A 23,179-nucleotide genomic window follows, 5' to 3' on the forward strand; every position below is an offset into this window, starting at 1 on the left:
CATCGAGAGGCGAGACCGGGACAGAGTATGGCGCGACGAGAGCATGTCCAGATCAAGACGGCGGCCGAGATCGCCAAGATGCGGATCGCCGGCCTGCTGGTCGCGCAGGCCCTCGACCGGCTGCGCGAGGCCGCGGTGCCAGGCGTGACGACCGCCGACCTGGACGCGGTCGCCGAGCGCACGATCCGCGCCGGCGGCGGCATCCCCTCCTTCAAGGGCTATGCGCACCCCCCGTACCCGGCGTCGATCTGCAGTTCGGTCAACGACGAGGTGGTGCACGCGATCCCGAACAAGCGTCGGGTGCTGCGCGACGGCGACATCATCTCTATCGACTGCGGCGCCATCGTCGACGGCTGGCACGGCGACGCGGCGATCACCGTGCCGATCGGCGACGTCGCGCCCGAGGTGCTCGACATGATCCGGGTCTGCGAGGACTCGCTGTGGCATGGGCTCGCCGCGGCACAGCTCGGCGGCCGGCTCACGGACATCTCCTCGGCCGTCGAGCAGCACATCCGCCCGTTCGGCTACGGCATCGTGGACAACTACGGCGGGCACGGCATCGGTACCGAGATGCACCAGCCGCCGCACATCCTCAACCATGGCCGGCCTGGCCGCGGGATCAAGCTGGTCGCGGGACTCGCGCTCGCGATCGAACCGATGATCACCCTGGGGTCGCCGGACACCAAGGTGCTGGCGGACGACTGGACGGTCTCGACGTCCGACGGTTCCTGGGCGGCGCATACCGAGCACACCGTCGCCATCACGCCGCGGGGCCCATGGGTCCTGACCGCCCACGACGGCGGCGCCGCCAGGCTCGCGGCTCTCGGCGTCACCTGCGGCCAGCCGGCCGGAGCGTCCACCTGAGCCCACGCTCGATTAGCCCTTGACGAAGGCGGCGCGTAGACTTTCAAGGCGGTGGTCTCTCGCGTCCACCGATCTGTTGTGCCGTGGCGCAGGTTCGCCTGATCGCTCGCGTGGATGGTCGTTCGCTTGGGCGATCGCCAGGGCGGGTGATCATCAGCGTGTAGAGCGTCCGCGGCGAGCGGACCTCTCGATCGCCCGGTTGCCGTCGGTTGGTGGTACTGGGCGTTCCTGACTGGGCGCGGCTGGATGGGCCACCGAGGCAGCCCAGCATGGTCGCCGGCTTCGGGTCGGCTTCCTCGCGGGCCCGGGATATCGGTCCGGGGAACACCCCGGACCCCCGACAGTCGTATACGTCAGGACAGTGGAGGACATGCCGAAGAAGGACGGGGCCATCGAGATCGAGGGCCGAGTTGTGGAGCCGCTTCCCAACGCGATGTTCCGCGTGGAGCTCCAGAACGGTCACCGCGTTCTCGCCCACATCAGCGGCAAGATGCGCCAGCACTACATCCGGATTCTTCCGGAGGACCGGGTGGTGGTCGAACTGTCGCCCTACGACCTGTCCCGCGGACGCATCGTCTACCGCTACAAGTGACCGGTCGGGGCAACCCTGTTCGCCAACCTTCGGTTGGCTCCCAGGGGACCGGCCACTGATATTGCTCCGGGGGCGACCCCCGGACCCCCGATGTCGAGCTTCGCTCGACCGAGGGGTTCGCTGGATCCGTGTAAATTCAGCGAGTGTCCGGTCGCGGTGACTCTGTTCGCCGACCTTTGGCTGGTCCTCGAGAGTTCTGCCACTGATGTTGCTCCGGGGGCGACCCCGGAGCCCCGGTGTCGAGCTTCGCTTGGCCCCAGGGTGTTCGCTGGATCTGTACAAGTTCACTCAGGCGCGGCTTACGGCTGCGCGCGGGAGGTAACGGCAGCCGTGAAGGTCAAGCCGAGCGTCAAGAAGATCTGCGACAAGTGCAAGGTCATCCGTCGTCATGGGCGCGTGATGGTCATCTGCGACAATCTTCGCCACAAGCAGCGGCAGGGCTGAGCTGAGCCTGCCGCCGGGTGAAGGGCCGGCTCTCGCGCAGCACGCAGTGTGAGAGTGCCGGTCAGGCGGGGAGTAAGCTCGTCCTTGCCCTTGGTGAGATCTTGAGCGAAGGCTCTGCGGAGTCTCACCGGAGCAGCAGCTCTCACCAAGTAGAAGCGTCGTCAGGGCGCGGTGGGGCCGTTCACGCGGAATGCGCGGTCGGCAGCCCGCGTCGCAACCCCCGGTCGGAGGCCGGGGCCTCGTCGGTCATGGGACCGATGGGGGCGGCGACGCCCGAAACCTCCGAAGCAAGCAGGAAGGAACCACCTTCATGGCACGCCTTTCAGGCGTTGACCTGCCCCGCGAGAAGCGGGTCGAGATCGGCCTGACCTACATCTTCGGGATCGGGCGCACCCGCTCCAGGGCGACCCTGGCTGCGACCGGGGTCAACCCGGACACCCGGGTCCGCGACCTCACCGAGGACGAGGTCATCAAGCTGCGTGAGTGGATCGACGCGAACTACCGCGTCGAGGGTGACCTGCAGCGAGAGATCAAGCAGGACATCCGGCGCAAGATGGAGATCGGCTGCTACCAGGGTATCCGCCACCGGCGCAACCTCCCCGTGCACGGCCAGCGGACGCACACCAACGCCCGCACTCGTAAGGGCCCGCGTCGCGCCATCGCCGGCAAGAAGAAGCCCGGCAAGAAGTAGTCACCGGTCCGCCGCCCCCGCCCGTTGGGCCCGGGGCGGCGCCCACCGGCCGACCGACGACCTCGCAGACGGAGACCACGACAGCACATGCCTCCCAAGACTCGCTCCGGCGGTGCCGGTGTCAAGAAAGTGCGCCGCAAGGAAAAGAAGAACGTCGCTCATGGGCACGCCCACATCAAGAGCACGTTCAACAACACGATCGTCTCGATCACGGACCCGAGTGGGAACGTGATCTCCTGGGCCTCGGCCGGCCACGTCGGCTTCAAGGGCTCCCGTAAGTCAACGCCGTACGCCGCGCAGATGGCCGCCGAGAACGCGGCCCGCAAGGCGCAGGAGCACGGCATGCGCAAGGTGGACGTGTTCGTGAAGGGCCCGGGCTCCGGTCGAGAGACCGCGATCCGGTCGCTGCAGGCGGCGGGCCTCGAGGTTGGCACGATCCAGGACGTCACCCCCACCCCGCACAACGGCTGCCGCCCGCCGAAGCGGCGCCGGGTCTGACCAGTCCGAGCCGGACGAGACAGAGAGAAGAAGGACGAATGGCYCGTTACGTCGGCCCGGACTGCAAGCGTTGCCGTCGCGAGAAGACGAAGCTGTTCCTCAAGGGCAGCAAGTGTGAGTCGCCGAAGTGCCCGATCGAGATCCGGCCCTACCCGCCGGGTGAGCACGGTCGTGGGCGCACCAAGGACTCCGAGTACCTGCTCCAGAAGCGCGAGAAGCAGAAGTGCGCCCGGATCTACGGGATCCTGGAGAAGCAGTTCCGCGGCTACTACGACGAGGCGAACCGCCGCAGCGGCAAGACCGGTGACGAGCTGCTGAAGATCCTCGAGTCGCGGCTGGACAACGTGATCTACCGCGCGGGCTTCGCTCCGTCCCGGGACGCCGCCCGCCAGGCGGTGCGGCATGGCCACGTGCAGGTGAACGGCCACAAGGTGGACATTCCCAGCTACCGGGTCAGCGAGAGCGACATCGTCGAGATCGCGCCGAAGGCGCGGGAGCTCACCCCGTTCATCATCGCGCGGGAGACCGCCGGTCAGCGGACCGTCCCCGGCTGGCTCGAGGTGATCTCCAGCCAGATGCGGATCCTGGTTCACTCGCTGCCGGCTCGGGCCGCCATCGACACCCAGGTCCAGGAGCAGCTGATCGTCGAGCTCTACTCCAAGTAACCGCGGAGTAGTGGTCGCTGGCCGCCGGGATTTTCCCGGCGGCCATGGCTGCGTTCCTGCCCGGTCCGCCCACTGGGCGGGACGGGAGCACAATGGAAGACGGCGCGTCGTGGCTTGGGCCCGGCGCGCGTGACGGTGGGGCGGGCGGACAGAGGCCGTACCCCGCCGTGACTCCCTCGGAGTCCTAGTGGCACAGGGGGAGTGCCCTGCACGGCGTCATATGGCGGGCGTCGTGGTTGGAAGGAAGTAGCACATGCTTATCGCTCAGCGTCCCACTCTGACTGAGGAGCCGATCGCCGAGTTCCGGTCCCGGTTCGTGATCGAGCCGCTGGAGCCGGGCTTCGGCTACACCCTCGGCAACTCGCTGCGTCGCACCCTGCTGTCGTCCATTCCGGGCGCGGCGGTGACGAGCATCCGGATCGACGGCGTGCTGCACGAGTTCTCGACGGTTCCCGGGGTCAAGGAAGACGTCACCGACCTGATCCTGAACCTCAAGGAGCTGGTCGTCAGCTCGGACAACGACGAGCCGACGGTGATGTACCTGCGCAAGCAGGGCCCCGGCGAGGTCACCGCGGCGGACATCGCGCCGCCGGCGGGCGTCGAGGTGCACAACCCCGACCTGCACCTGGCGACCATCAACGACAAGGGCAAGCTCGAGATCGAGCTGACCGTCGAGCGCGGCCGTGGCTACGTCAGCGCCGCGCAGAACAAGCAGCCCGGCCAGGAGATCGGTCGCATCCCGATCGACTCGATCTACTCGCCGGTGCTCAAGGTCACCTACAAGGTCGAGGCGACCCGTGTCGAGCAGCGGACCGACTTCGACCGGCTGATCGTCGACGTCGAGGCCAAGCCGTCGATCTCGCCGCGGGACGCGATGGCGAGCGCCGGCAAGACCCTGGTCGGCCTGTTCGGGCTGGCCCAGGAGCTCAACGCCGAGGCGGAGGGTGTCGACATCGGCCCGTCCGCGCAGGACGCCCAGCTGGCCGCGGACCTCGCCCTGCCGATCGAGGAGATGGACCTGACCGTCCGCTCCTACAACTGCCTCAAGCGCGAGGGCATCCACACGATCGGCGAGCTGGTCTCGCGCAGCGAGGCGGACCTGCTCGACATCCGCAACTTCGGCCAGAAGTCGATCGACGAGGTGAAGACCAAGCTTGGGGCCATGGGCCTGCAGCTGAAGGACTCGCCCCCCGGATTCGACCCGCGGCAGGCGGTCGACACCTACGGCACCGACACGTACAACCCGCCGTTCTCCGCCGGCCAGGACGAGGACGGCACCGAGTACGTCGAGACCGAGCAGTACTGAGTTGCTTTGTTCGTGGCGTCCGGGCACGGCGCTACGGCCCCGATCCTCGCTTCGCTCCGGTCGGGACCTCCGCGCCGTGTCCTCCGCCACGAACGGGTCTTCGCTCCGTCGGGTGGGCCAGTGAGGCCACCTCGCTTCGCTCGTGGCCTCCTGGCCCACCCGACTACGCGAAGACCTCGGGCACAGGTCGACTCGTAAGATCTGTAAGGCCTGCTCAACCGGTAAGACCTGTTCGCGGGGAGCCATTTGGCTTCGCTGGTGGCCTGCCGGCGAGGAGCTCGGGTACAGCTCGACCGGTAAGACAGCTCTACCAGCAAGGACTGCTTCATCAGTAGGACCTGTTCGCAGGGATCCACGTTGGGTGGTGTTTCGGAGCCGACCGGGGCTCCGGAACACCAGCCCGACCTGGTCCGCCTGAGGCGACGAGTTCGCAGCGGGCGGGCCGATGCCGCCGGTTTGTCGGAAGACGGCTGGTGGCCGTGGAATGTCCGTCCCGGTCGTGGCTGAACGATGCGTGATCAGGTGTTTCTCGCGCGTCGGGAGGTCGTCCGATAGGTGCTCAGCACCGTGAAAGGAACGAGGGAACTCGATGCCCACTCCGACAAAGGGCGCTCGGCTCGGCGGTAGCCCGGCGCACCAGCGGCTGATTCTCGCGAACCTGGCCACCGCGCTGTTCGAGCACGGCGCGATCACCACGACCGAGACGAAGGCGAAGCGGCTGCGCCCGTACGCCGAGCGGCTGGTCACGCTGGCCAAGCGCGGCGACCTGCACGCGCGCCGGCACGTCATGCGCGTCATCCGGAACAAGTCGGTCGTGCACGAGCTGTTCACCGAGATCGGCCCGCGCTACGAGAACCGGCCCGGTGGCTACACCCGGATCACCAAGATCGGTTTCCGCAAGGGCGACAACGCCCAGCTGGCCCGCATCGAGCTGGTCGAGGCGTTGACCGTCGGCCAGTCGGCCGTGGCCGAGGCCGAGCGTGCCCGCGGCACCCGGTTCGCCGACCGCAAGGCGCCGACCGGCGCGACCGCCGAGGCCGCCGCCGACCTGGCGAAGGAGTCGCCGACCGCGGCGGCCGTCGCCGTCGAGGCCGAGGAGGCCAAGGCCGCCGAAGCCACCGCCGCCGAGTCCGAGACCGCCGAGGTCGAGGCCCCCGAGGCCTCTGAGGCCACGGAAACGGCCGAGGGCGACACCAAGGACGCCTGAGCGTGACCCCCGTCCTCAGCGGGGCGCCGGACCCGAGCCTCGTCAGGGGCTCCGTCAGGACCCGCTGAGGGTGGTCGACGCCGAGGGCAGCCCGTCTCCGTCTGGGTCAACCTCGGCGGCTAGGAAGCCCGTCCCCCGCGAGGGAGACGGGCTTCTCGCCGTTTGGCGCCCATAGCCGGCATTGCACCGGTGATCGCAGGCGCAGGCGCTGGCGCCGGCACAAAGCTGGGCGGGCGGTCCCCGCTGACAAAGAGCAGCCGAAAGTGCGACCATGAGCACTTCCCGGGTCCCGGAGAGCTGTTTCTGATCTATGCGGGCACCGAGCTCACAGAATCCCGTGCGCCAATGGATACGCGGATCGTTCGGACAGTCCCGGGAAGCGCGGGAAGCAAGGAGATAYGAGCCGCCTTGACGAGCATCAGCGCGGACGGCCTCCAGCGGCTGCGGATAGACATCGCCTACGACGGCACGCCCTTCGCCGGATGGGCCCGCCAGCCTGGGCAGCGCACGGTGCAGGGTGAGGTGGAAGACGCCCTGATGCGGGTCGCCCGGCTGCCCGCCGTGCGGCTCACCGTCGCGGGCCGGACGGACGCCGGGGTGCACGCGGCCGGGCAGGTTGCCCACGTCGACATCCCCGCGGAGGTCCCGCTCGGCGGCCTTGCCCGCCGGCTCAACGGGGTGCTCGACCGCGCGGTCCGGGTCACGGGGCTCGCGCCGGCGCCGCCGGGGTTCGACGCCAGGTTCTCGGCCCTGTCCAGGCGCTACGCCTACCGGATCAGCGACGCCTCCTACGGCGCCGACCCACTCCGCCGGCACGACACGCTGGCCTGGCCGCGTCCGCTGGACGCCGACGGGATGCGGCGGGCGGCGCTGGTGCTGCTCGGTGAGCACGACTTCGCCGCGTTCTGCCGCCGGCGGGAGGGGGCGACGACGATCCKGACGCTGCTGCGCCTGGACGTGCGCCGCGCCACGGACGGAGTCGTCATCGCCGACGTCGAGGCGGACGCGTTCTGCCACTCGATGGTCCGGGCTCTCGTCGGGGCCCTGGTCGCCGTCGGCGAGGGTCGGCACCAGGCCGGCTGGGTGTCCCACATTCTGGCCAGGGCCGTCCGTGACCCGGGCGTCACCGTGCTCCCCGCGCACGGGCTCACGCTCGTCGAGGTGCGCTACCCGCCCGACTCCGCGCTCGCCGCCCGCGCGGAGGCCACCCGCGCGGTTCGCGTCTCGCCGACGTTGTCGGGCTGAGGACGCGCGGCTCGGCTCCGGTATGCGTGGCTCAGCCCCGGTAGCCGCGGCCGATCAGCAACCGCTCGTCGAGCGGCTGGTTCGTCAGGGCGTGCAGGTCGGCGGCGGCGTCGGACACCTGCTTGTCGTTCTGCGCGCCCTGGCTCCCGTCGGAGTAGGCGAGCTGAACCATGATCGCGTAGTGACCGTCCGCGAACGCGCCCCGCAGCTCGTTGTCACCGTTCGGCCCGGTGATCTTCGCGCCGGGCAGTGCCCCGTTCGGCAGCGGCAGCGGGCTCACCCCGCCCTGACGGGTCTCGAGCATCTGGGCGGTCTGCCGCGCGGTGTCCGCGTTGTCGACGACGAGGACGGTCACGCCGGCCAGCAGTCGCCGCCCGTTCTTGTCGGGCTCACCGAGGTAGAGCGCCCGGACCTGCTGGCGGCAGGCGGGCCCCGTGAGCGTGGGCGCCGCCGTGGGCGCCGCGGCGGAGGCCGGGCCGGCGGAGGTGGGTGCCGCCGCGGCCACGGAGGTGGGTCCGGCGCTCGGCGCCGCGGGCGCGGGCGGCATCGGCACGGCTGGGTGGTCGAGCGCGCTCTTGATCTGGCCGGTGAGGTCGGGGCAGCCGGTGTCGAGCTTGCGGGCGACCCTGGAGTAGGTGTGGCTTCCGGCTGTGACGGTCGCGTCCCGGAAGAACTCGTTCTCGGTCACGGGATCGGCGTCGGTGGCCGCGGAATTGAGGAAGTCGGCGGGAACCGGCTTGACCGAGGGGATGGGAGCCGCCGGGGTGCTCTCGGTGGGGGAGCCCGTCATCGTTCGGTACGTCACGGCAAGCACCGCCAGCACGCCGACCGCGATGAACAACAGCCGCCACTTCCGTCGCGACGGCCCGCCCACCCGGTCGGCACGTGGCTGATCCGCCTCGTCGTAGGGGTCCCCGTCGGCATCCTCGCCGGGCGGGTCCTCCGACCAGCGCCGAGCCGCGAGGCGCGCCCCTCGGGCACCGAAACGACCGCCGGTCCTGGATCCGCCACCCAGACCCCCGGCACCCAGACCCCTGCCACCAGCCCGGGAATACGGACCCTCGTCCACGCCCTCGGCCTCGTCGAGGCCGTCGAGGCCGAGCGCGTGCGGGGCTGTCGCGTTGCCGGGCTCCTCGTCGCCGAACCCGTCCTCGTCGAACCCCTCCCCGCCAAAGCCGTCGTCCTCGTCGAACCCGTCGTCCTCGAACCCCTCATCGAGGTCTGACTGGTCGTCCGCGGCGTCGTCGCCGTAGTCGCCGTCGGGGAAGCCGCGGCGGCTGTTCCAGGCACGGACGAAGCGAGGGCCGGCCTCGCCCAGTCTGTCCGCCCCGGCGCTGTCGGCCGCGGGGTACGCATCGCCGTCGAAGCGGCCGGGAAGACCGCGCGGCCTGGCCAGGCCGCCCGTGGCGGGCTCGGAGGGCATCGGGCCGAAGAGCGGGTCGTCGCCCGGTGTCCAGCCGCCGGGCGACGCCTGGCGGCGCGGCGACGGTCCCCAACTGTCCCGCGCAGCGTCGTCCGAGGCCCGGGCGCCGCGKGGCACCGAGCCGCCCGTCGGGCTCCGGTCAGCGGGGGTCGCCGCGTCGTGGGCCCCGCCGCCGTGACCGACAGGTCTCGCGCTGTCGTACCGATCGGCGTCCGGCCATGGATCCGTGCCGCTCATTCGACCGACGGTAGCTGACAATTATGATCCTCCCGACGTTGGCTCCGTCGCCGGACATGTCCGGCGATCGTCCGGGCCGGGCACCGGGCACCGGCCCGAGGCGCCGAACACCGGGGCGAGCATCGGGCTGAGCACCAGAACGAGCCGCGCGGGAGACGCCGGCGACGGGAGATGTCCGGAGCCTGGTAACCTCAAGGACTGCGACGCGTGACATGACTGTCGACGTGTCCGTTCCTCACATTCTTGACGTGCTCGTCGTCTGGGGATCAGATCCAATTGGGTCGGACTCGGGTGGGTATCGCGAGCGTCGTCCCGACGAAGAAGGCAGATCTGTGCGCACGTACCAGCCCAAGCCCGCGGATGTCCAGCGTGCGTGGCATGTCATTGACGCCAGCGACGTCGTCCTCGGCAAGCTGGCGAGCCAGGCTGCCCAGCTGCTGCGTGGCAAGCACAAGGCGTACTTCGCCCCACACCTTGACACCGGCGACTTCGTGATCATCATCAACGCCGGCAAGGTGGCGCTGTCCGGGTCGAAGCGGGAGCAGTCGCAGTACTACCGCCACTCGGGCTACCCGGGCGGTCTGCGTAGCACCAGCTACGGCGAGCTGCTCGACACCCGGCCGCAGCTGTTGGTCGAGAAGGCCATCAAGGGCATGCTCCCGAAGAACAGGCTCGGCCACGCCCAGGCGCGCAAGCTGAAGGTCTACGCGGGCCCGACCCATCCGCACCAGGCGCAGCAGCCGCAGCCGTTCGAAATCATCCAGGTCGCGCAGTAGCCGCGGACCCAGCCGGCCTGCCCTGGTCGCCAGAAGGGGTCCCCGCTGATCCGCGAGGGGAACGCCTTCGGTCGGCTTCCAGGGGGCCGCAATGTCTGCCCGGGGGAGCATCTCCCTCGCGGATCCGCTAGCCCGGATCCCCGGGACCCAGGGGCCCCGGACCCCCGATCTCGCGCCTGGCGCGACCACCAAATGTAAGGAAGGAACGCGACGTGTCTGTCGTGACCGACGTCCAGGGCAACCCGAGGGCGACCGGCCGCCGCAAGGAGGCCGTTGTCCGCGTGCGCCTGCTGCCCGGCACGGGGAAATGGACCCTCAACGGGCGCACCCTCGAGAACTACTTCCCGAACAAGGTGCACCAGCAGATGGTCAACGAGCCGCTGAAGGCTCTCGACCGGGCTGAGTCGTACGACGTGATCGCCCTGCTGCACGGCGGTGGCATCTCCGGCCAGGCCGGCGCGCTGCGGCTCGCCGTGGCGCGGGCGCTCCTCATCGTCGAGGACGAGTCCCGGCCGACCCTGAAGAAGGCCGGCTTCCTCTCCCGCGACTCCCGGGTCAAGGAGCGCAAGAAGTACGGCCTCAAGAAGGCCCGTAAGGCTCCGCAGTACAGCAAGCGGTAGCCAGAGCTCCATGGGTACCCGCCCGGCGGGGCACCCAGCACGGCAAGCCGCCCGTCCTCGACGGGCGGCTTTGCTGTGCCCGCCGCGCCCGCCCGCGGGGCCTGCCCGCCCGTCGCGGCGGGCCCGTCCGCCTGCCCGCCCTCCGGGCGAGGCTGGCCGACTCGTGGCGAGGCTCGGTAGGAAGCCGGCGCCAGGTCGGCGAAGATGTGGCGAGCCTGATTGCACCCGCGGGCTCAGGCGTGTCTCTGACGCCAGGGCCGGACGAGGCGGCCCGGGCCTCGGGGCAGGCCGGCGAGCGGCGCCGGCGGCCGCCACAGGACGTGGCGAGCGCGGGGGCGCCGCCGGTGTCCGTGAAGGTGCTCGGCGATGTGCGACTGGTTTTGGGAGATCCCCATGGGGCGGCTGTTCGGTACGGACGGCGTGCGTGGCGTGGCGAACGTGGACCTGACCGCTGAGCTGGCTCTACGGCTGGCGGAGTCGGCGGTCGAGGTGCTCACCGAGGACCGGGCGGCGGACGCGGGCCGGCCGGTGGTGGTGGTGGGGCGGGACACCCGCCCGTCGGGCGAGTTCCTGGAGGCGGCGGTCGTCGCCGGGCTCGCGTCCAGGGGCGCGGATGTCGTCCGCGTCGGCGTGGTGCCGACGCCCGCGGTCGCGCACATCGTCGCCGCGACCGGCGCCGATCTCGGCGTGATGCTCTCGGCCAGCCACAACCCGATGCCCGACAACGGGATCAAGCTGTTCGCCGCGGGCGGCCACAAGCTGCCCGACGAGGTCGAGGACGCCATCGAGACCCGGCTCGCGGCCCCGCCGGCGCGGCGCCCGACCGGCGCCGCGGTCGGGCGTGTCCGCGACGAGCCCGGCTACATCGCCAGGCTCGTCGACGGCTACGTCGAGCACCTGCTGTCCACCCTGCCCGTCCGGCTCGATGGTCTGCGGGTCGTCGTCGACTGCGCCCAGGGCGCCGCGTCGACGCTCGCGCCGCGGGTGCTGCGCGCCGCCGGCGCCGACGTCGTCGCGCTGCACGCTGACGGCGACGGCAAGCTGATCAACGACGGCTCGGGGGCCACCCACCTCGACAGCCTGCGGGCCGCCGTCCTGGAGCACGGCGCGGACGTCGGAATCGCCCACGACGGCGACGCGGACCGCTGCCTGGCCGTCGACGCCGCGGGCGAGGTCGTCGACGGCGACCAGATCATGGCCGTGTGCGCGCTGGCGCTGGCCGAGCGCGGCGAGCTGGCCGACCGGCGGGTGGTCGTCACCGTCATGTCCAACCTGGGCTTCCACCACGCCATGCGGGAAGCCGGGATCGAGGTCCTCGCCACCCCGGTCGGCGACCGGTACGTCCTCGCCGAGATGCGCCGCGAGGGCATCGCGCTGGGCGGCGAGCAGAGCGGCCACGTGGTGTTCCTGCGGCACGCCACCACCGGCGACGGCCTGCTCACCGCGCTCACGCTGGTCGGGCGGATGCGCGAGACCGGCCAGCCGCTCGGCGAGCTGGCCAAGGCGATGACCCGGCTGCCGCAGGTCCTGGTGAACGTGCGCGGGGTCGACCGGGCCCGGGCGTCCACGTCCGCCGGGCTCGCCGCCGCGGTCCGGACCGCCGAGGCGGAGCTGGGCGACGAGGGCCGGGTGCTGCTGCGCCCGTCCGGGACCGAGCCGCTGGTGCGGGTGATGGTCGAGGCGCCCACCGACGCCCAGGCCCGCGCGATCGCCACCCGCCTCGCGGAGGCCGTCAAACGGGAACTGGGCACCGCGGCGGCCCAGTGAGCCAGGACGGGAACGGGCGTAACAAAACTCACGAAACGCGGGCAGGGTCTTCGCGGCTTCTGGGCTGGACTGCTCGTGAAACCGCTCGCGGCTTCGTGGGTCCGTCGGCACGGCGGCGGCGAGGCTGCGTACGCTGAGCCGCATGTGCGGGATCATCGGCTACGTGGGGGAGCAGTCCGCTCTCGAGGTCGCCCTCGGTGGACTGCGCCGGCTCGAGTACCGAGGGTATGACTCGGCGGGAATCGCCGTGGTCGGCGCGGGCGCGCTGCGGGTCGTCCGCCGCGCCGGAAAGCTGGCCAACCTCGAGAAGGCGCTCGCGGAGAGCGACGACGGCGCCGTCGTCGGCGACAGCATGGCCGGCACGACCGGCATGGGCCACACCCGGTGGGCGACGCACGGCGGCCCGACGGACGTGAACGCCCACCCGCACACCGACTGCACCGGCGCGATCGGCGTCATTCACAACGGCATCATCGAGAACTTCACCGCGCTGCGCGCCGAGCTGTTCGCCGCCGGGCACGAGCTGGTCAGCGAGACCGACACCGAGGTGGTCGCGCACCTCCTGGAGGCCGAGCTCGGCCGGCCGGGCTCGGGCGAGGCGAACCTCGCCGCGTCGGCTGGGAGGCTGGCAGGCGGCCAGCCGACGCGGGGCTCGGGCGGTATGGCCGCGGCGGCCGAGGGCGCCGAGGGCGGGCGCCACCCGCTCACCGAGGCGGTGCGCCGGGTCTGCCAGCGGCTGGCCGGCGCGTTCACCCTGGTGGTGCTGCACCGGGACTTCCCAGACGTGGTCATCGGCGCCCGGCGCAACAGCCCACTGGTGATCGGGCTCGGCCAGGGCGAGACGTTCCTCGCCAGCGACGTCTCCGCCTTCATCGCGCACACCCGCGACGCGCTGGAGATCGGGCAGGACCAGATCGTCGAGGCCCGCCGCGACGGCGTGAGCGTCATCGACTTCAGCGGCGAGCCGGTCGAGGGCCGCCCGTACCACGTCGACTGGGACGCGAGCGCCGCCGAGAAGGGCGGCTTCCCGTACTTCATGCTCAAGGAGATCAGCGAGCAGCCGGCGGTGCTCGCCGACACCCTGCGCGGGCGGCTGTCGGCCGACGGGGCGATCGTCCTCGACGAGGAGCGCCTCTCCGGCGAGGACTTTCGCGACATCGACAAGGTGTTCATCGTCGCCTGCGGCACCGCCTACCACGCCGGGCTGATCGCCAAGTACGCGATCGAGCACTGGACCAGGCTGCCCTGCGAGGTCGAGATGGCCTCCGAGTTCCGCTACCGCGACCCGGTGCTCGACCGTTCGACGCTCGTGGTGGCGATCAGCCAGAGCGGCGAGACGCTCGACACCCTGATGGCCGTCAAGCACGCCCGCGAGCAGAAGGCCCGGGTCCTGGCGATCTGCAACACCAACGGGTCGACCATCCCGCGCGAGTCCGACGCGGTGCTCTACACCCGCTGCGGGCCGGAGGTCGGGGTCGCCGCGACCAAGACGTTCCTCGGCCAGGTCGCCGCCTGCCTGCTCGTCGGGCTCTTCCTCGCGCAGGCCCGCGGCGTGCTCTACGGCGACGAGGTCGGCGCCTACGTCGAGAAGCTGCAGAAGATGCCCGACCTGGTCGCCCGCACGCTCAGCACCGTCGGCCCGGTGCGCGAGCTCGCCCGCAGCCTCGCCGGCGCCAAGACCGTGCTCTTCCTGGGTCGGCACGTCGGCTACCCGGTGGCCCTGGAGGGCGCGCTCAAGCTGAAGGAGCTCGCCTACATGCACGCCGAGGGCTTCCCTGCCGGGGAGCTCAAGCACGGGCCCATCGCCCTGGTCGAGCAGGGCGTGCCCGTGGTCGTCGTGGTGCCCTCGCCACGCGGCCGCGCGGTGCTGCACGACAAGGTCGTCTCGAACATCCAGGAGGTCCGGGCCCGCGGCGCCCGCACGATCGTGATCGCCGAGGAGGGCGACCATCTGGTCGAGCCGTTCGCCGACCACCTGATCCGGGTGCCGGCGACGCCGTCGCTGTTCGCCCCGCTGGTGACGACGATCCCGCTGCAGGTCTTCGCCTGCGAGCTGGCGCTCGCCCGCGGCCTCGACGTGGACCAGCCCCGCAACCTGGCGAAGTCGGTCACCGTCGAATAAGGCCGGGCAGGCGTTTCGTCGGCCGGGCAGGCGTTTCGTCCCCGCCCCGCGACCGGGGGCGGGGGCGTCCGCTAGTCCGCCGCCTCGCTGGTGGCTCGGTCGTGATACCAGCGGACGGTCTCGTCCCAGAGCGCGTCCGCGAGGTCCTCGTTGTCGTCGGCCAGGCCGAGCACGAGATCGACGAGCTCCGCCTTGGGCAGGCTCTCCAGGAACACGCCGACGGCGGCGCGAACGTAGTCGTCCTGGTCGTCCTCGTCGTCGTCGGCCTGGATAAGGCCGGTCGCGGCCAGCGCTACCGCGACACCGTGCTGGCACAGCGCCGTCACGGCCGCGCGTTCACAGGTGCACTGCTGTTGCGGGCCGTCCTCGCCCACCGCCAGTTTGACGGTGAACTCGCGGCTGTCCTCGACGGTTCCGGTGGCGTCGCTCGGCCGGATCCGCAGGTCGGCGACCCGGCCGAGGAGCGCGAGCCCGACTCCGCGGCTGAAGGTCTCGGCCCCCGCGAGCTCCGCGCAGGCGGTCTCGGTGAAGGCCGCCTCGAGCGGCGTGAGGACGACCTCGTCGTGCGGGCCGTCCCCGGAAACCCTGATGATCACCGTCCAATCCTACGCACCCGCCCTACCAACCCGCCTCCGCGGGTTCCTTGCTCGGAGGCGCGACCTCCGGGCCCGTCGGTGGTGTCACGCCCAAATGGGCCAGTCCGGAGCGCATCGGGCCGCATCAGGCGTGGACTGTCGGGAACGGAGGGGGCGACGCGGCGGCCAGTAGGGTGCTGGCAGGCCCGTGTCCACCAGGACAGGCCCCCGTCTCACTCCGACCTCGTCCGACCCCTGGAGAGCCGATGAGCCAGCCGGACGCCTCCGTGGCACCGCGTGCCTGCGCGATCGTCGACCTGGACGCGGTGCGCGAGTCGACCGCGACGCTGGTGGCTCGGGCCGGGTCCGCCGCCACGATGGCCGTCGTCAAGGCGGACGGCTACGGCCACGGCATGATCCCGTGCGCCCGGGCGGCGCTTGACGGCGGCGCGACCTGGCTCGGCGTGGCCGTCCTCGAGGAGGCACTGGCCCTGCGCGCCGCCGGCTTCACGGTGCCGGTGATGTCGTGGCTGATGGCGCCCGGTGAGCCGCTGGGCGACGCGCTCGCCGCCGACGTCGACCTGTCCGCGTCCGCGGGCTGGGCGCTGGACGAGATCGCCGCGGCGGCCCGAGCGACCGGTCGCCAGGCGCGGGTACACCTCAAGGCGGACACGGGGCTCGGCCGCGCGGGCGCGGGTCCCGCCGACTGGCCGGCGCTGTGCGACGCGGCGGCCGCGCTGCGCGCCGAGGGGCTCATCGACGTCGTCGGCGTGTGGAGCCACTTCGCGTTCGCCGACGCGCCTGGCCACCCGACGGTGCAGGGGCAGATCGGCCGGTTCACCGACGCCGTCGCGGTGGCCGAGAAGGCGGGGCTTCGTCCCCAGGTCCGCCACCTGGCCAACTCGGCCGCCACCCTGGTCAGCCCCGAGGCCCACTTCGACCTGGTCCGACCGGGGATCTCGGTCTACGGGCTCTCGCCTGGCCCGGAGGTCGGCCGCTCGGCCGAGCTGGGCCTGCGGCCCGCGATGCGGCTGACGGCCCGGGTGACACTCGCCAAGCGGGTGCCACCCGGTACCGGCGTCTCGTACGCCCACCGCTACACCACCGAGGCGGAGACGACGCTCGCGGTCGTCCCGGTCGGTTACGCCGACGGCATCCCCCGGTCGGCGGCGAACGTCGGAGAGGTGCTGCTGGCCGGCCGGCGCCGGCGTATCGCCGGAACCGTCTGCATGGACCAGTTCGTCCTCGATGTCGGCGACGACCGGGTCTCGGCCGGTGACGAGGTGGTGCTGTTCGGGGCGGGCGACGACGGCGAGCCGACCGCCGACGACTGGGCCGCCGCGCTCGACACCATCAACTACGAGATCGTCACCCGCGTCGGCGTCCGCGTCCCCCGCGTCTACCGCGGCGCCTGACGGCGCGCGCCGTCACCGCGCCGCGGCGCCCCCACCCCGCGCTGTCCTCACCTCGCGAGCCGCCCCCACCCCGCGCCGCTACGCGGCGAGGGCGGCGCGGGCCACGCGGGCGAGGGCGGCCGGATCGCCGACCATCCCGGACGGATTGGACGCGGGCGTCGTCGTGGACGGTGCGGGCTGGTCCGGGTCGGGCCGCGGCGTGGCGCACAGCTCGACCCGGACGACCTTCTTGCCGGCGAGGGCGATGAGCCTGCCCGGCGCGCGGGCCGCGTCGTCGCCCACTCCGGTGACCGGGACCGTCGCGGTGCCGCCGGTGCCTGCCCCCGGGTCGCAGTTGAACAGCGGCTGCGCGCCCCCGAGCAGCGCCCGGTCGGCCTCGAACTCGGCCCGGGCGGCCGCGCCGTCCGCGAGCTCCAGCACGTCCACGCTGAGATTTCCCACGCCGTAGCGGTCCGGGTCGGCCTGCCAGGCGCAGGACAGCAGGTGAGCCGGTCGGTCGGTGGAGCCCAGGATCTCGCTCTCCTGCGCGTAGGTCTGGAAGAACGGATCGGATTTCTGCTGGTCGGATGTCCGCCAGCCGAACGCGGCCGCGACCTCGGTGGACGGCAGCAGCGGGCAGACCGGCTGGGCGGCTCCCAGGGGAAGCTCGGCCGGCTGCCACCGGCCCTCGAGGTAGCGGTACGGGGTGAGCTGCGTCGACGACACCGTCTGGAATGGTGGTTGCCCCGGGTTGCGGTCCGCGGAGCCGAGACGGGCGCCATCCCGGCCGACCGTGACCACCTGCCGCTCACCGCCCACCGCCAGCGAGACCTCGAGGCGCCACCGGCAGTCACAGGCGCCGGCGAGGCCGGCCACGAGGATCGACTCGGTCCGGCCCGCGGCCACCTCGACCGTGCGCGGGGACGGCGGGACGGTGACCGTGGCGACTTCCGGCCGCGGCGGGATCAGCTCGGAGGTGATGCGCGCGAGGTCGAGCAGCACCGCGTCGGCGCGGGCCAGCGCCTGCGCCTGCGGGAGCTGGTGGACCGGATGGGAGAACTGGTCCGGCCGCTCGGCCGCCGTGCAGGTGAGCAGGGCGCCCTCCGGCTCGTCGACGTGGCTGGCGTCGATGTGGACCTCGAAGCCGAGCACCTCGACCGGCACGTCCCGCCGGGCGCTGACATCGAGGCGCACGGGCGAGACGTCGGCCTGGGCCGCGCCGATCGAGGCGGCCCAGGCGGCCCGCCCCGCGCACTCGTCGCGACCGCCAGTGGGCGGCGGTGGCAGCGAGTCGACCGGGCGGGTGGTCACGTAGCTCTCGCCGACGGCGCCGGCGACGGCGGGGACGCCGGACAGGTCCAGGATGGCGCGGTCCGGATCCGTCTGGGCGGCGAACCGCGCCTCACGGGTGCAGACCACGCCGGCCGCGTCGCAGCTCGGGCCGGTGGGTGGCGGGTCGGCCGTGGCGACCCAGACGGCGCCGCCCGCGACCGCGAGCAGCAGGACGGCGCCCACCGCGGCCAGGGCCCGGCCACCCGGCCGGGCGAGCACCCGGCGCGCCGCGCCGGACGCCGCGGTCAGCAGGCGCGCCAGCGGGCCGTCCGGCGCGTCGGGGTCTCGCGCCGAGCCGACGTGGTCCCGCCCCGGAGAGCCGGCCGGCTCTCCGGGCCGCCAGGGGCCGTTCATGCCGGCCATGCGTTCCCTCCTTCCAGGAAGGACGCGATCAGCATCCTTTGGAGCATCTCCCCGCCGCGCGCCGTTCGCCAGATCTGTCACAGAGGGTCGCCGCATACGGGCTCGCCGAGACGGCGAGGCGGAGGCGACCTACCTTCGACATGAAGGGCGCGCGTGCGCGGGCGGGCCACGGGTGCCGGATGTCATCGATGGCGAAGACTCCGTGGCTGGCTGAAAAGTGATGGTGGAGGAGACGACGTGAGGCTCTGGCGACGCGGTGAGCGGCGCACGACCACGGCGACTGGTCCGACCGGTGGCGTGGACCTTGACGAGCGCGACGACCTGGATGACCTTGACGAGCTTGGCGCCCTGGACGACCGCGACGGGCTCGACGAGCCCGCGGGGCCGGTTCAGCCGGGCGGGACGGGTGGCGCGGGCGGGCCGGTGATGCTCATGCTGACCACCCGCGAGCAGGTCGAGAAGGCCGCGGTGGCCGAAGCCGCCCCGAAGGTGGTCAGGGTGCGTCCGGGTCGTGGCGCGTTCGGTGGCACCGCCAGCGGTGGTGGCTGCGGTCCCGGCTGCTCGCACTAAAGGCCCGCGCCGTGCGGCGCTTCCATCTCCGGGCGGGCGGATGATGAGCTGGTGACGATCTCACCTTCGCCTGGCGCGCCGCCAGGCATCGCGTCGCCCGCCGGGGCGGACCCGCTGGTCGTGGAGACGCCAGAGCAGATGCGGCTGCTGGGCGCCCGGGTCGCCGATGTCGCGCGGCCCGGGGACCTGGTCGTGCTGGCCGGCCCGCTCGGCGCGGGCAAGACCGTGCTGGTGCAGGGGATCGCCGCCGGGCTGGGCGTGCGCGGGCCGGTGACGTCGCCGACGTTCGTGCTCGCCCGCGTCCACACCGGCGGCCGGCTGCCGCTGGTCCACGTCGACGCCTACCGGCTCGGCGGCATCGCCGAGGTGGACGACCTGGACCTCGACGCGGACACCGACGTGGCGCTGACCGTCGTCGAATGGGGCGCCGGCCGGGTCGAGCAGCTCGCGCAGGAGCACCTGCGCGTCGACATCGAACGCCCCGAGGGCGAGGAGGCCGGCGAGGCGCGCCGCGTCCGCCTGACGCCCACCGGGCCCGACTGGTCGGCCCGCCTCCGCGCGCTGCTCACCGCCGACGGGCCGATCGGCTGACCAGTCGCCCGTCCGCCCGCGGCGCCGACCCGTTGACCGGCTGACGCGGCGGGCCACTGGGGGCGGGCCACTGGATCGGTGCGAGGCGGCACTGGTCGCGGTCCGTAGGCTGGACAGGTGTTGGTGCTCGCCCTTGACACCTCGACGCCGGCCTGCTCGGTGGCGCTCGTCAACGTAGTGGACGCTGCGCCTCGGCCCGCGGCGGTGCGTCCCCTGGCCTTTCGGCAGGTCGTCGACGCCCGCCGGCACGGGGAGCTGCTCAGCCCGCTGACGCGGGACACCCTCGTCGAGGCCGGCGTCAAGCCGGCGGATCTCGCCGGTGTCGTCGTCGGGCTGGGACCGGGCCCGTTCACCAGCCTGCGGGTCGGGATCGTCACCGCCGCCACGTTCGCGGCAGCCCTGGGCCTTCCCTGCCACGGCGTCTGCTCGCTCGACGGCCTCGGCGCGGCGACCGGCGGGCGAACCGGCGTGGTCACCGACGCGCGTCGCCGGGAGGTGTTCTGGGCGGCCTACGCCGACGGCGCGCGGATCGCCGGCCCGGCGGTCGACAGGCCGGTGCGAGCCGCCGAGCTGCTGCGCGCCGACGGAGTGGGCGACGCCACCGGGCCGGGGCTCGCGCTCTACCCGGACGCGTTCGCGGACTTCACCGCGGCTCGGGGCGGCGCCGGTGCCGGCGCCGCGGTGCCCGAATACCCGGATCCCGCGGTTCTCGCCGTCCTCGCGGCACCCGACCTGCTCGCCGGCCGTGCCCCCGGGCCGCTGACCCCGATCTACCTGCGGCGGCCGGACGTGGCCGAGCCGGGCCCGGCCAAGGCGGTGACGGGATGACCGCCGGCGGCGGGCCGCCTCCAGGCCCGCCCGCCGTCGAGCTCACCCCGCTTCGCTGGTGGCACCTGGCAGAGGTCGCCGAGCTCGAGAAGGACGTCTTCGACCTCGACCCGTGGACACCGGAGATGTTCTGGTCCGAGCTCGCTCAGGGAGCGAGCCGGTACTACGTCGCCGCCCTGGTTGGCGGTCGTATCGCCGGCTACGCCGGGCTCGCGATCACCGACGACGAGGCGTTTGTCCAGACCGTCGGCGTGCAGCCGGGCCACCGGGGGCGTGGGCTGGGCGCCCGGCTGATGGTCGCGCTGCTGCGCGAGGCGCGCCGGCGGGGGGCGCGCAGCTGCGGGCTGGAGGTACGTACCGAGAACCTGAGCGCCCGCGCCCTCTACGCCCGGCTCGGTTTCGTCGACATCGGCATACGCCGTGGCTACTACCAGCCGTCCGGCGGCGACGCCTACGTCATGCGCGCCCGCCCCATCGACACCCCCGGTTATGGTGCCCGGCTCGACGCGGCCTGGGCCGCGCTGGTCCAGAAGGACGGCGAGGCCGCCGCGGACGTGGTGAGAGCGGGYGCCACCCCGACCAGCAACCCCGTGGCCAGCAACCCCGTGGAAGGAACGACATGAGCCGGCCGACCCTGACCGGGACGATCCCGGGTACCCGGGCCCCGGGAACGCCGGTCTCGGGAGCACCGGGGCCGCTGGTCCTCGGGATCGAGACGTCCTGCGACGAGACCGGCGTCGGGCTGGTGCGCGACGGCGTGCTGCTCGCCGACGCGCTCGCCTCCTCGGTCGACGAGCACGCCCGCTACGGCGGCGTCATCCCGGAGATAGCCGCCAGGGCGCACCTGGAGGCGATGGTGCCGACGATCGAGCGCGCCCTCGCGTCAGCGGGCGCGAAGGCGTCCGACATCGACGCCGTCGCCGTCACCGCCGGCCCCGGGCTCGCCGGGGCGCTGCTGGTCGGCGTGGCGGCCGCCAAGGCGTACGCGCTCGCTCTCGGCGTGCCGTTCTACGGCATCCACCACCTCGCCGCGCACGTCGCCGTCGACACCCTGGAGCACGGCCCACTGCCGTCGCCGTCGGTCGCGCTGCTGGTGTCCGGCGGCCACTCGTCGCTGCTGCTGGTCGAGGACCTCGCGAGCGCGCCGGTGGTCTCGCTCGGCGCGACCGTCGACGACGCGGCCGGCGAGGCCTACGACAAGGTCGCCCGACTGCTCGGGATGCCCTTCCCCGGTGGGCCCCCGATCGACCGGGCGGCCCGCGACGGGTCGGCGACGATCCCGTTCCCGCGCGGCAAGGCCGGCGACGGGACCTTCGACTTCTCGTTCAGCGGGCTGAAGACGGCCGTCGCCCGCTGGGTGGAGGCGCGCCGCCGCGCGGGCGAGCCGGTCCCGGTCGCCGACGTGGCCGCGTCGTTCCAGGAGGCCGTCGTCGACGTGCTGACGGCGAAGGCGGTCGCGGCGGCGAGGAAGCACGGCGTCGAGACGTTGGTCATCGGCGGCGGCGTGGCCGCGAACAGCCGGCTGCGCGCGCTCGCCGCCGAGCGCTGCGCGGCGGCCGGCATCACGCTGCGTGTGCCGCGGCCCGGCCTGTGTACCGACAACGGCGCCATGGTCGCCGCTCTCGGCTCGCTGAAGGCGGCCGCCGGCGTCGCGCCGTCCTCGCTGGACCTGCCCGCGTCGTCAACTCTCGCGCTCTGAGCCTGAGCCTGCGGCTGACTGGCTGTGCTCGTGGCGGCCTGGGAGCGGCCAGCGCAGGAGTGGGCGGCGGACCGGGTGGGCGCGGGCGATGAGGGCGCGGATCCGCTCGTTGACCGCGTCGGGCCGCTCCAGCGGCAGCGCGTGCCCCGCGCCCTCCTCGACGGCGAGCTCGGCCTCGGGCAGGGCTTCGGCGAGCGTGCGGCTGTGCGGCAGCGGGGTCATCAGGTCGTGGTCGCCCACCATGAGCAGTGTCGGGACGTGGCGCAGCACGGCCGCGGCGGCCAGCTTGTCATGCGAGAGCAGGGTCGGCAGGAATGATCCGATCACCGAGATCGGGGTGCCGGCGATCTCGCCCTCCAGGAACTCGACCACGGACGGCGGGACGTCGGTGGTGCCGAAGCCGACCCGTCGGGTGATCGAGTACGCGAGGTCGCTGCCGCGCAGCCGGGCCCGCTCGAACAGGGACGGGGTGTGCCGCATGCCGACGGCGAGCCCGGGCAGCACCCGCCGGACCGCCGCCGTCACCCCGGCCGGGAGACCGAACGTCACCCGGGCGAGATCGCCGGCGCTGGTCGACAACAGCGCCACCGCGATCACCCGGTCGTCGAAGAACTCCGGGTGGCGCTCGGCCAGGCCGAGGATCGTCATCCCGCCCATCGAGTGGCCGATCAGCACTACCGGCCCGGTCGGCACCGTCGCCGCGAGCACGGCGTACAGGTCGTCGGCGAGCTGGTCGATCGTGCAGCGCGACACCTCCGACGGCCCGGAGCGGCCGTGGGCCCGCTGGTCGTAGAACACCATCGGACCGAGGTCCGCCAGCGCCCGCTGCTGGAAGCACCACGAGTCGGCGGTGTTGCAGAACCCGTGGACGAACACGAATGTCGGGCCGTCCGGCGCCGAACGGCGCCGACGCGCCCGTCGTGTCCAGGCCGCAGTGTGGTGCGAGCCGTCGCCGTCGCCGTCACCGTCACCGTTGCCGTCGCCGTTGGCCCTCGCCCCCGGGTCCTCGTGGCCGGCGGTGGCCGAGGAGTCGGCGCTGGCCGCCTGCCGGGCGTTGCTCGCGGCGGCGACGTCGTCCAGGCCGCTCACGACGACGTGCAGCGGGACGCCGTCGGTCGCGATCACGGTCGTGGCCCGGCCGGCGAGGGGGCCCGGCCGGTGCTCGACGGGAACGTCCGGCAGGGCCCTCGCGCGCCGGACCGCGTGCCGCTCGGCGATCAGGCCGGCGGCGATCACCGCGCCGGCCAGGCCCAGACCGCCGCCCGTCCGCCGGACGGTCTTCGACCCTGCCACGGTGCCCATCAGGTCGACGGCACCCGTCGCCGCGCCCCGCGCGAGACCGCCGACCCCCGTCGCCGCGCCCGCCACCC

The 23,179-nt window shown here is 72.8% G+C and carries 23 protein-coding genes; 19 read left to right on the forward strand and 4 right to left on the reverse strand.

Going from position 1 to position 23,179, the window contains the following annotated elements; all coding sequences use genetic code 11:
* Positions 1 to 27: 27 nt before the first annotated feature.
* The 9 genes from map to truA all read left to right on the forward strand — a co-directional run bounded on the left by map (position 28) and on the right by truA (position 7,512).
* A complete protein-coding gene (gene map, locus BCD49_RS02470; protein WP_007514842.1) occupies positions 28 to 864 on the forward strand; it encodes a type I methionyl aminopeptidase in 837 nt (278 codons plus the stop codon).
* A 370-nt stretch (positions 865 to 1,234) separates the two neighbouring features.
* The gene (gene infA, locus BCD49_RS02475) at positions 1,235 to 1,456 is read left to right on the forward strand and encodes a translation initiation factor IF-1 (RefSeq protein ID WP_006541558.1); all 222 of its coding nucleotides are present in this window, start codon (positions 1,235 to 1,237) and stop codon (positions 1,454 to 1,456) included.
* A 330-nt stretch (positions 1,457 to 1,786) separates the two neighbouring features.
* Entirely contained in the window at positions 1,787 to 1,900 is a 114-nt protein-coding gene (gene rpmJ / locus BCD49_RS40140; RefSeq protein ID WP_003956441.1) for a 50S ribosomal protein L36, read from the forward strand.
* 310 nt (positions 1,901 to 2,210) lie between these two features.
* Positions 2,211 to 2,591: a 30S ribosomal protein S13 gene (gene rpsM, locus BCD49_RS02480; protein ID WP_007514844.1), complete on the forward strand. Its 381-nt coding sequence runs from the start codon at positions 2,211 to 2,213 to the stop codon at positions 2,589 to 2,591.
* A gap of 87 nt (positions 2,592 to 2,678) precedes the next feature.
* Positions 2,679 to 3,089 (forward strand): 30S ribosomal protein S11, encoded by a 411-nt coding sequence (gene rpsK, locus BCD49_RS02485; protein ID WP_007514845.1) that lies wholly within the window; start codon positions 2,679 to 2,681, stop codon positions 3,087 to 3,089.
* 38 nt (positions 3,090 to 3,127) lie between these two features.
* Positions 3,128 to 3,754, forward strand: coding sequence for a 30S ribosomal protein S4 (gene rpsD / locus BCD49_RS02490; RefSeq protein WP_007514846.1), 627 nt, complete (start codon positions 3,128 to 3,130; stop codon positions 3,752 to 3,754).
* A gap of 253 nt (positions 3,755 to 4,007) precedes the next feature.
* Complete coding sequence (locus BCD49_RS02495) at positions 4,008 to 5,060, forward strand: DNA-directed RNA polymerase subunit alpha (RefSeq protein WP_007514847.1); 1,053 nt, start codon at positions 4,008 to 4,010, stop codon at positions 5,058 to 5,060.
* Positions 5,061 to 5,649: 589 nt separating this feature from the next.
* Positions 5,650 to 6,267, forward strand: coding sequence for a 50S ribosomal protein L17 (gene rplQ / locus BCD49_RS02500; RefSeq protein ID WP_007514849.1), 618 nt, complete (start codon positions 5,650 to 5,652; stop codon positions 6,265 to 6,267).
* 408 nt (positions 6,268 to 6,675) lie between these two features.
* The gene (gene truA, locus BCD49_RS02505; protein ID WP_083401194.1) at positions 6,676 to 7,512 is read left to right on the forward strand and encodes a tRNA pseudouridine(38-40) synthase TruA; all 837 of its coding nucleotides are present in this window, start codon (positions 6,676 to 6,678) and stop codon (positions 7,510 to 7,512) included.
* 31 nt (positions 7,513 to 7,543) lie between these two features.
* Here truA and BCD49_RS02510 read toward each other — a convergent pair whose 3' ends face one another.
* Positions 7,544 to 8,935 (reverse strand): hypothetical protein, encoded by a 1,392-nt coding sequence (locus tag BCD49_RS02510; protein WP_206744924.1) that lies wholly within the window; start codon positions 8,933 to 8,935, stop codon positions 7,544 to 7,546.
* A gap of 569 nt (positions 8,936 to 9,504) precedes the next feature.
* Between BCD49_RS02510 and rplM the strand changes: the two genes are divergently transcribed.
* The 4 genes from rplM (at position 9,505) to glmS (ending at position 14,457) form a co-directional block, all read left to right on the forward strand.
* Complete coding sequence (gene rplM / locus BCD49_RS02515; protein WP_007514852.1) at positions 9,505 to 9,948, forward strand: 50S ribosomal protein L13; 444 nt, start codon at positions 9,505 to 9,507, stop codon at positions 9,946 to 9,948.
* Between the two features lie 212 nt (positions 9,949 to 10,160).
* On the forward strand, positions 10,161 to 10,568 hold the full coding sequence (gene rpsI, locus BCD49_RS02520; protein WP_007514853.1) for a 30S ribosomal protein S9: 408 nt from the start codon (positions 10,161 to 10,163) through the stop codon (positions 10,566 to 10,568).
* A 393-nt stretch (positions 10,569 to 10,961) separates the two neighbouring features.
* Positions 10,962 to 12,335, forward strand: a complete 1,374-nt coding sequence (gene glmM, locus BCD49_RS02525; RefSeq protein ID WP_027140156.1) for a phosphoglucosamine mutase — start codon at positions 10,962 to 10,964, stop codon at positions 12,333 to 12,335.
* Between the two features lie 142 nt (positions 12,336 to 12,477).
* The gene (gene glmS, locus BCD49_RS02530) at positions 12,478 to 14,457 is read left to right on the forward strand and encodes a glutamine--fructose-6-phosphate transaminase (isomerizing) (RefSeq protein WP_007514855.1); all 1,980 of its coding nucleotides are present in this window, start codon (positions 12,478 to 12,480) and stop codon (positions 14,455 to 14,457) included.
* A 71-nt stretch (positions 14,458 to 14,528) separates the two neighbouring features.
* Here glmS and BCD49_RS02535 read toward each other — a convergent pair whose 3' ends face one another.
* A complete protein-coding gene (locus BCD49_RS02535) occupies positions 14,529 to 15,053 on the reverse strand; it encodes an SWIM zinc finger family protein (protein ID WP_007514857.1) in 525 nt (174 codons plus the stop codon).
* Positions 15,054 to 15,298: 245 nt separating this feature from the next.
* Here BCD49_RS02535 and alr point away from each other — a divergent pair, with 245 nt between their 5' ends.
* Complete coding sequence (gene alr, locus BCD49_RS02540; RefSeq protein WP_007514859.1) at positions 15,299 to 16,447, forward strand: alanine racemase; 1,149 nt, start codon at positions 15,299 to 15,301, stop codon at positions 16,445 to 16,447.
* A 78-nt stretch (positions 16,448 to 16,525) separates the two neighbouring features.
* Here alr and BCD49_RS41875 read toward each other — a convergent pair whose 3' ends face one another.
* Positions 16,526 to 18,121 carry a hypothetical protein gene (locus BCD49_RS41875; RefSeq protein WP_027140155.1) on the reverse strand — a complete coding sequence of 532 codons (1,596 nt, stop codon included), beginning with the start codon at positions 18,119 to 18,121 and terminating at the stop codon, positions 16,526 to 16,528.
* Between the two features lie 237 nt (positions 18,122 to 18,358).
* On the opposite strand from BCD49_RS41875, the gene BCD49_RS43365 reads away from it, so the two are divergent.
* From BCD49_RS43365 to tsaD, 5 genes are all read left to right on the forward strand, one after another.
* A complete protein-coding gene (locus BCD49_RS43365; RefSeq protein ID WP_007518691.1) occupies positions 18,359 to 18,691 on the forward strand; it encodes a hypothetical protein in 333 nt (110 codons plus the stop codon).
* Positions 18,692 to 18,778: 87 nt separating this feature from the next.
* Positions 18,779 to 19,282: a tRNA (adenosine(37)-N6)-threonylcarbamoyltransferase complex ATPase subunit type 1 TsaE gene (tsaE, locus tag BCD49_RS02555; protein WP_035925798.1), complete on the forward strand. Its 504-nt coding sequence runs from the start codon at positions 18,779 to 18,781 to the stop codon at positions 19,280 to 19,282.
* Positions 19,283 to 19,405: 123 nt separating this feature from the next.
* The gene (tsaB, locus tag BCD49_RS02560) at positions 19,406 to 20,110 is read left to right on the forward strand and encodes a tRNA (adenosine(37)-N6)-threonylcarbamoyltransferase complex dimerization subunit type 1 TsaB (protein WP_007518687.1); all 705 of its coding nucleotides are present in this window, start codon (positions 19,406 to 19,408) and stop codon (positions 20,108 to 20,110) included.
* The gene (gene rimI, locus BCD49_RS02565; RefSeq protein WP_007518684.1) at positions 20,107 to 20,733 is read left to right on the forward strand and encodes a ribosomal protein S18-alanine N-acetyltransferase; all 627 of its coding nucleotides are present in this window, start codon (positions 20,107 to 20,109) and stop codon (positions 20,731 to 20,733) included. Before tsaB ends, rimI begins: the two co-directional genes overlap by 4 nt.
* The gene (gene tsaD / locus BCD49_RS02570; protein WP_007518682.1) at positions 20,730 to 21,809 is read left to right on the forward strand and encodes a tRNA (adenosine(37)-N6)-threonylcarbamoyltransferase complex transferase subunit TsaD; all 1,080 of its coding nucleotides are present in this window, start codon (positions 20,730 to 20,732) and stop codon (positions 21,807 to 21,809) included. The genes rimI and tsaD overlap by 4 nt, the downstream gene beginning before the upstream one ends.
* Here the strand turns inward: tsaD and BCD49_RS02575 are convergent.
* A complete protein-coding gene (locus tag BCD49_RS02575) occupies positions 21,792 to 23,177 on the reverse strand; it encodes an alpha/beta fold hydrolase (protein ID WP_007518680.1) in 1,386 nt (461 codons plus the stop codon). The genes tsaD and BCD49_RS02575 overlap by 18 nt on opposite strands.
* Positions 23,178 to 23,179: the final 2 nt, after the last annotated feature.

The sequence above is a fragment of the Pseudofrankia sp. EUN1h genome, assembly GCF_001854645.1.
Classification (GTDB): Bacteria; Actinomycetota; Actinomycetes; order Frankiales; family Frankiaceae; genus Pseudofrankia; species Pseudofrankia saprophytica.

Excerpts from the sequence above, each read along its gene's own strand:
- map (WP_007514842.1), top strand. The coding sequence starts at position 28 with ATGGCGCGACGAGAGCATGTCCAGATCAAGACGGCGGCCGAGATCGCC.
- infA (WP_006541558.1), top strand. The coding sequence starts at position 1,235 with ATGCCGAAGAAGGACGGGGCCATCGAGATCGAGGGCCGAGTTGTGGAG.
- rpsM (WP_007514844.1), top strand. The coding sequence starts at position 2,211 with ATGGCACGCCTTTCAGGCGTTGACCTGCCCCGCGAGAAGCGGGTCGAG.
- rpsK (WP_007514845.1), top strand. The coding sequence starts at position 2,679 with ATGCCTCCCAAGACTCGCTCCGGCGGTGCCGGTGTCAAGAAAGTGCGC.
- BCD49_RS02495 (WP_007514847.1), top strand. The coding sequence starts at position 4,008 with ATGCTTATCGCTCAGCGTCCCACTCTGACTGAGGAGCCGATCGCCGAG.
- rplQ (WP_007514849.1), top strand. The coding sequence starts at position 5,650 with ATGCCCACTCCGACAAAGGGCGCTCGGCTCGGCGGTAGCCCGGCGCAC.
- BCD49_RS02510 (WP_206744924.1), bottom strand. The coding sequence starts at position 8,935 with ATGCCCTCCGAGCCCGCCACGGGCGGCCTGGCCAGGCCGCGCGGTCTT.
- glmM (WP_027140156.1), top strand. The coding sequence starts at position 10,962 with ATGGGGCGGCTGTTCGGTACGGACGGCGTGCGTGGCGTGGCGAACGTG.
- glmS (WP_007514855.1), top strand. The coding sequence starts at position 12,478 with ATGTGCGGGATCATCGGCTACGTGGGGGAGCAGTCCGCTCTCGAGGTC.
- alr (WP_007514859.1), top strand. The coding sequence starts at position 15,299 with ATGAGCCAGCCGGACGCCTCCGTGGCACCGCGTGCCTGCGCGATCGTC.
- BCD49_RS41875 (WP_027140155.1), bottom strand. The coding sequence starts at position 18,121 with ATGGCCGGCATGAACGGCCCCTGGCGGCCCGGAGAGCCGGCCGGCTCT.
- tsaD (WP_007518682.1), top strand. The coding sequence starts at position 20,730 with ATGAGCCGGCCGACCCTGACCGGGACGATCCCGGGTACCCGGGCCCCG.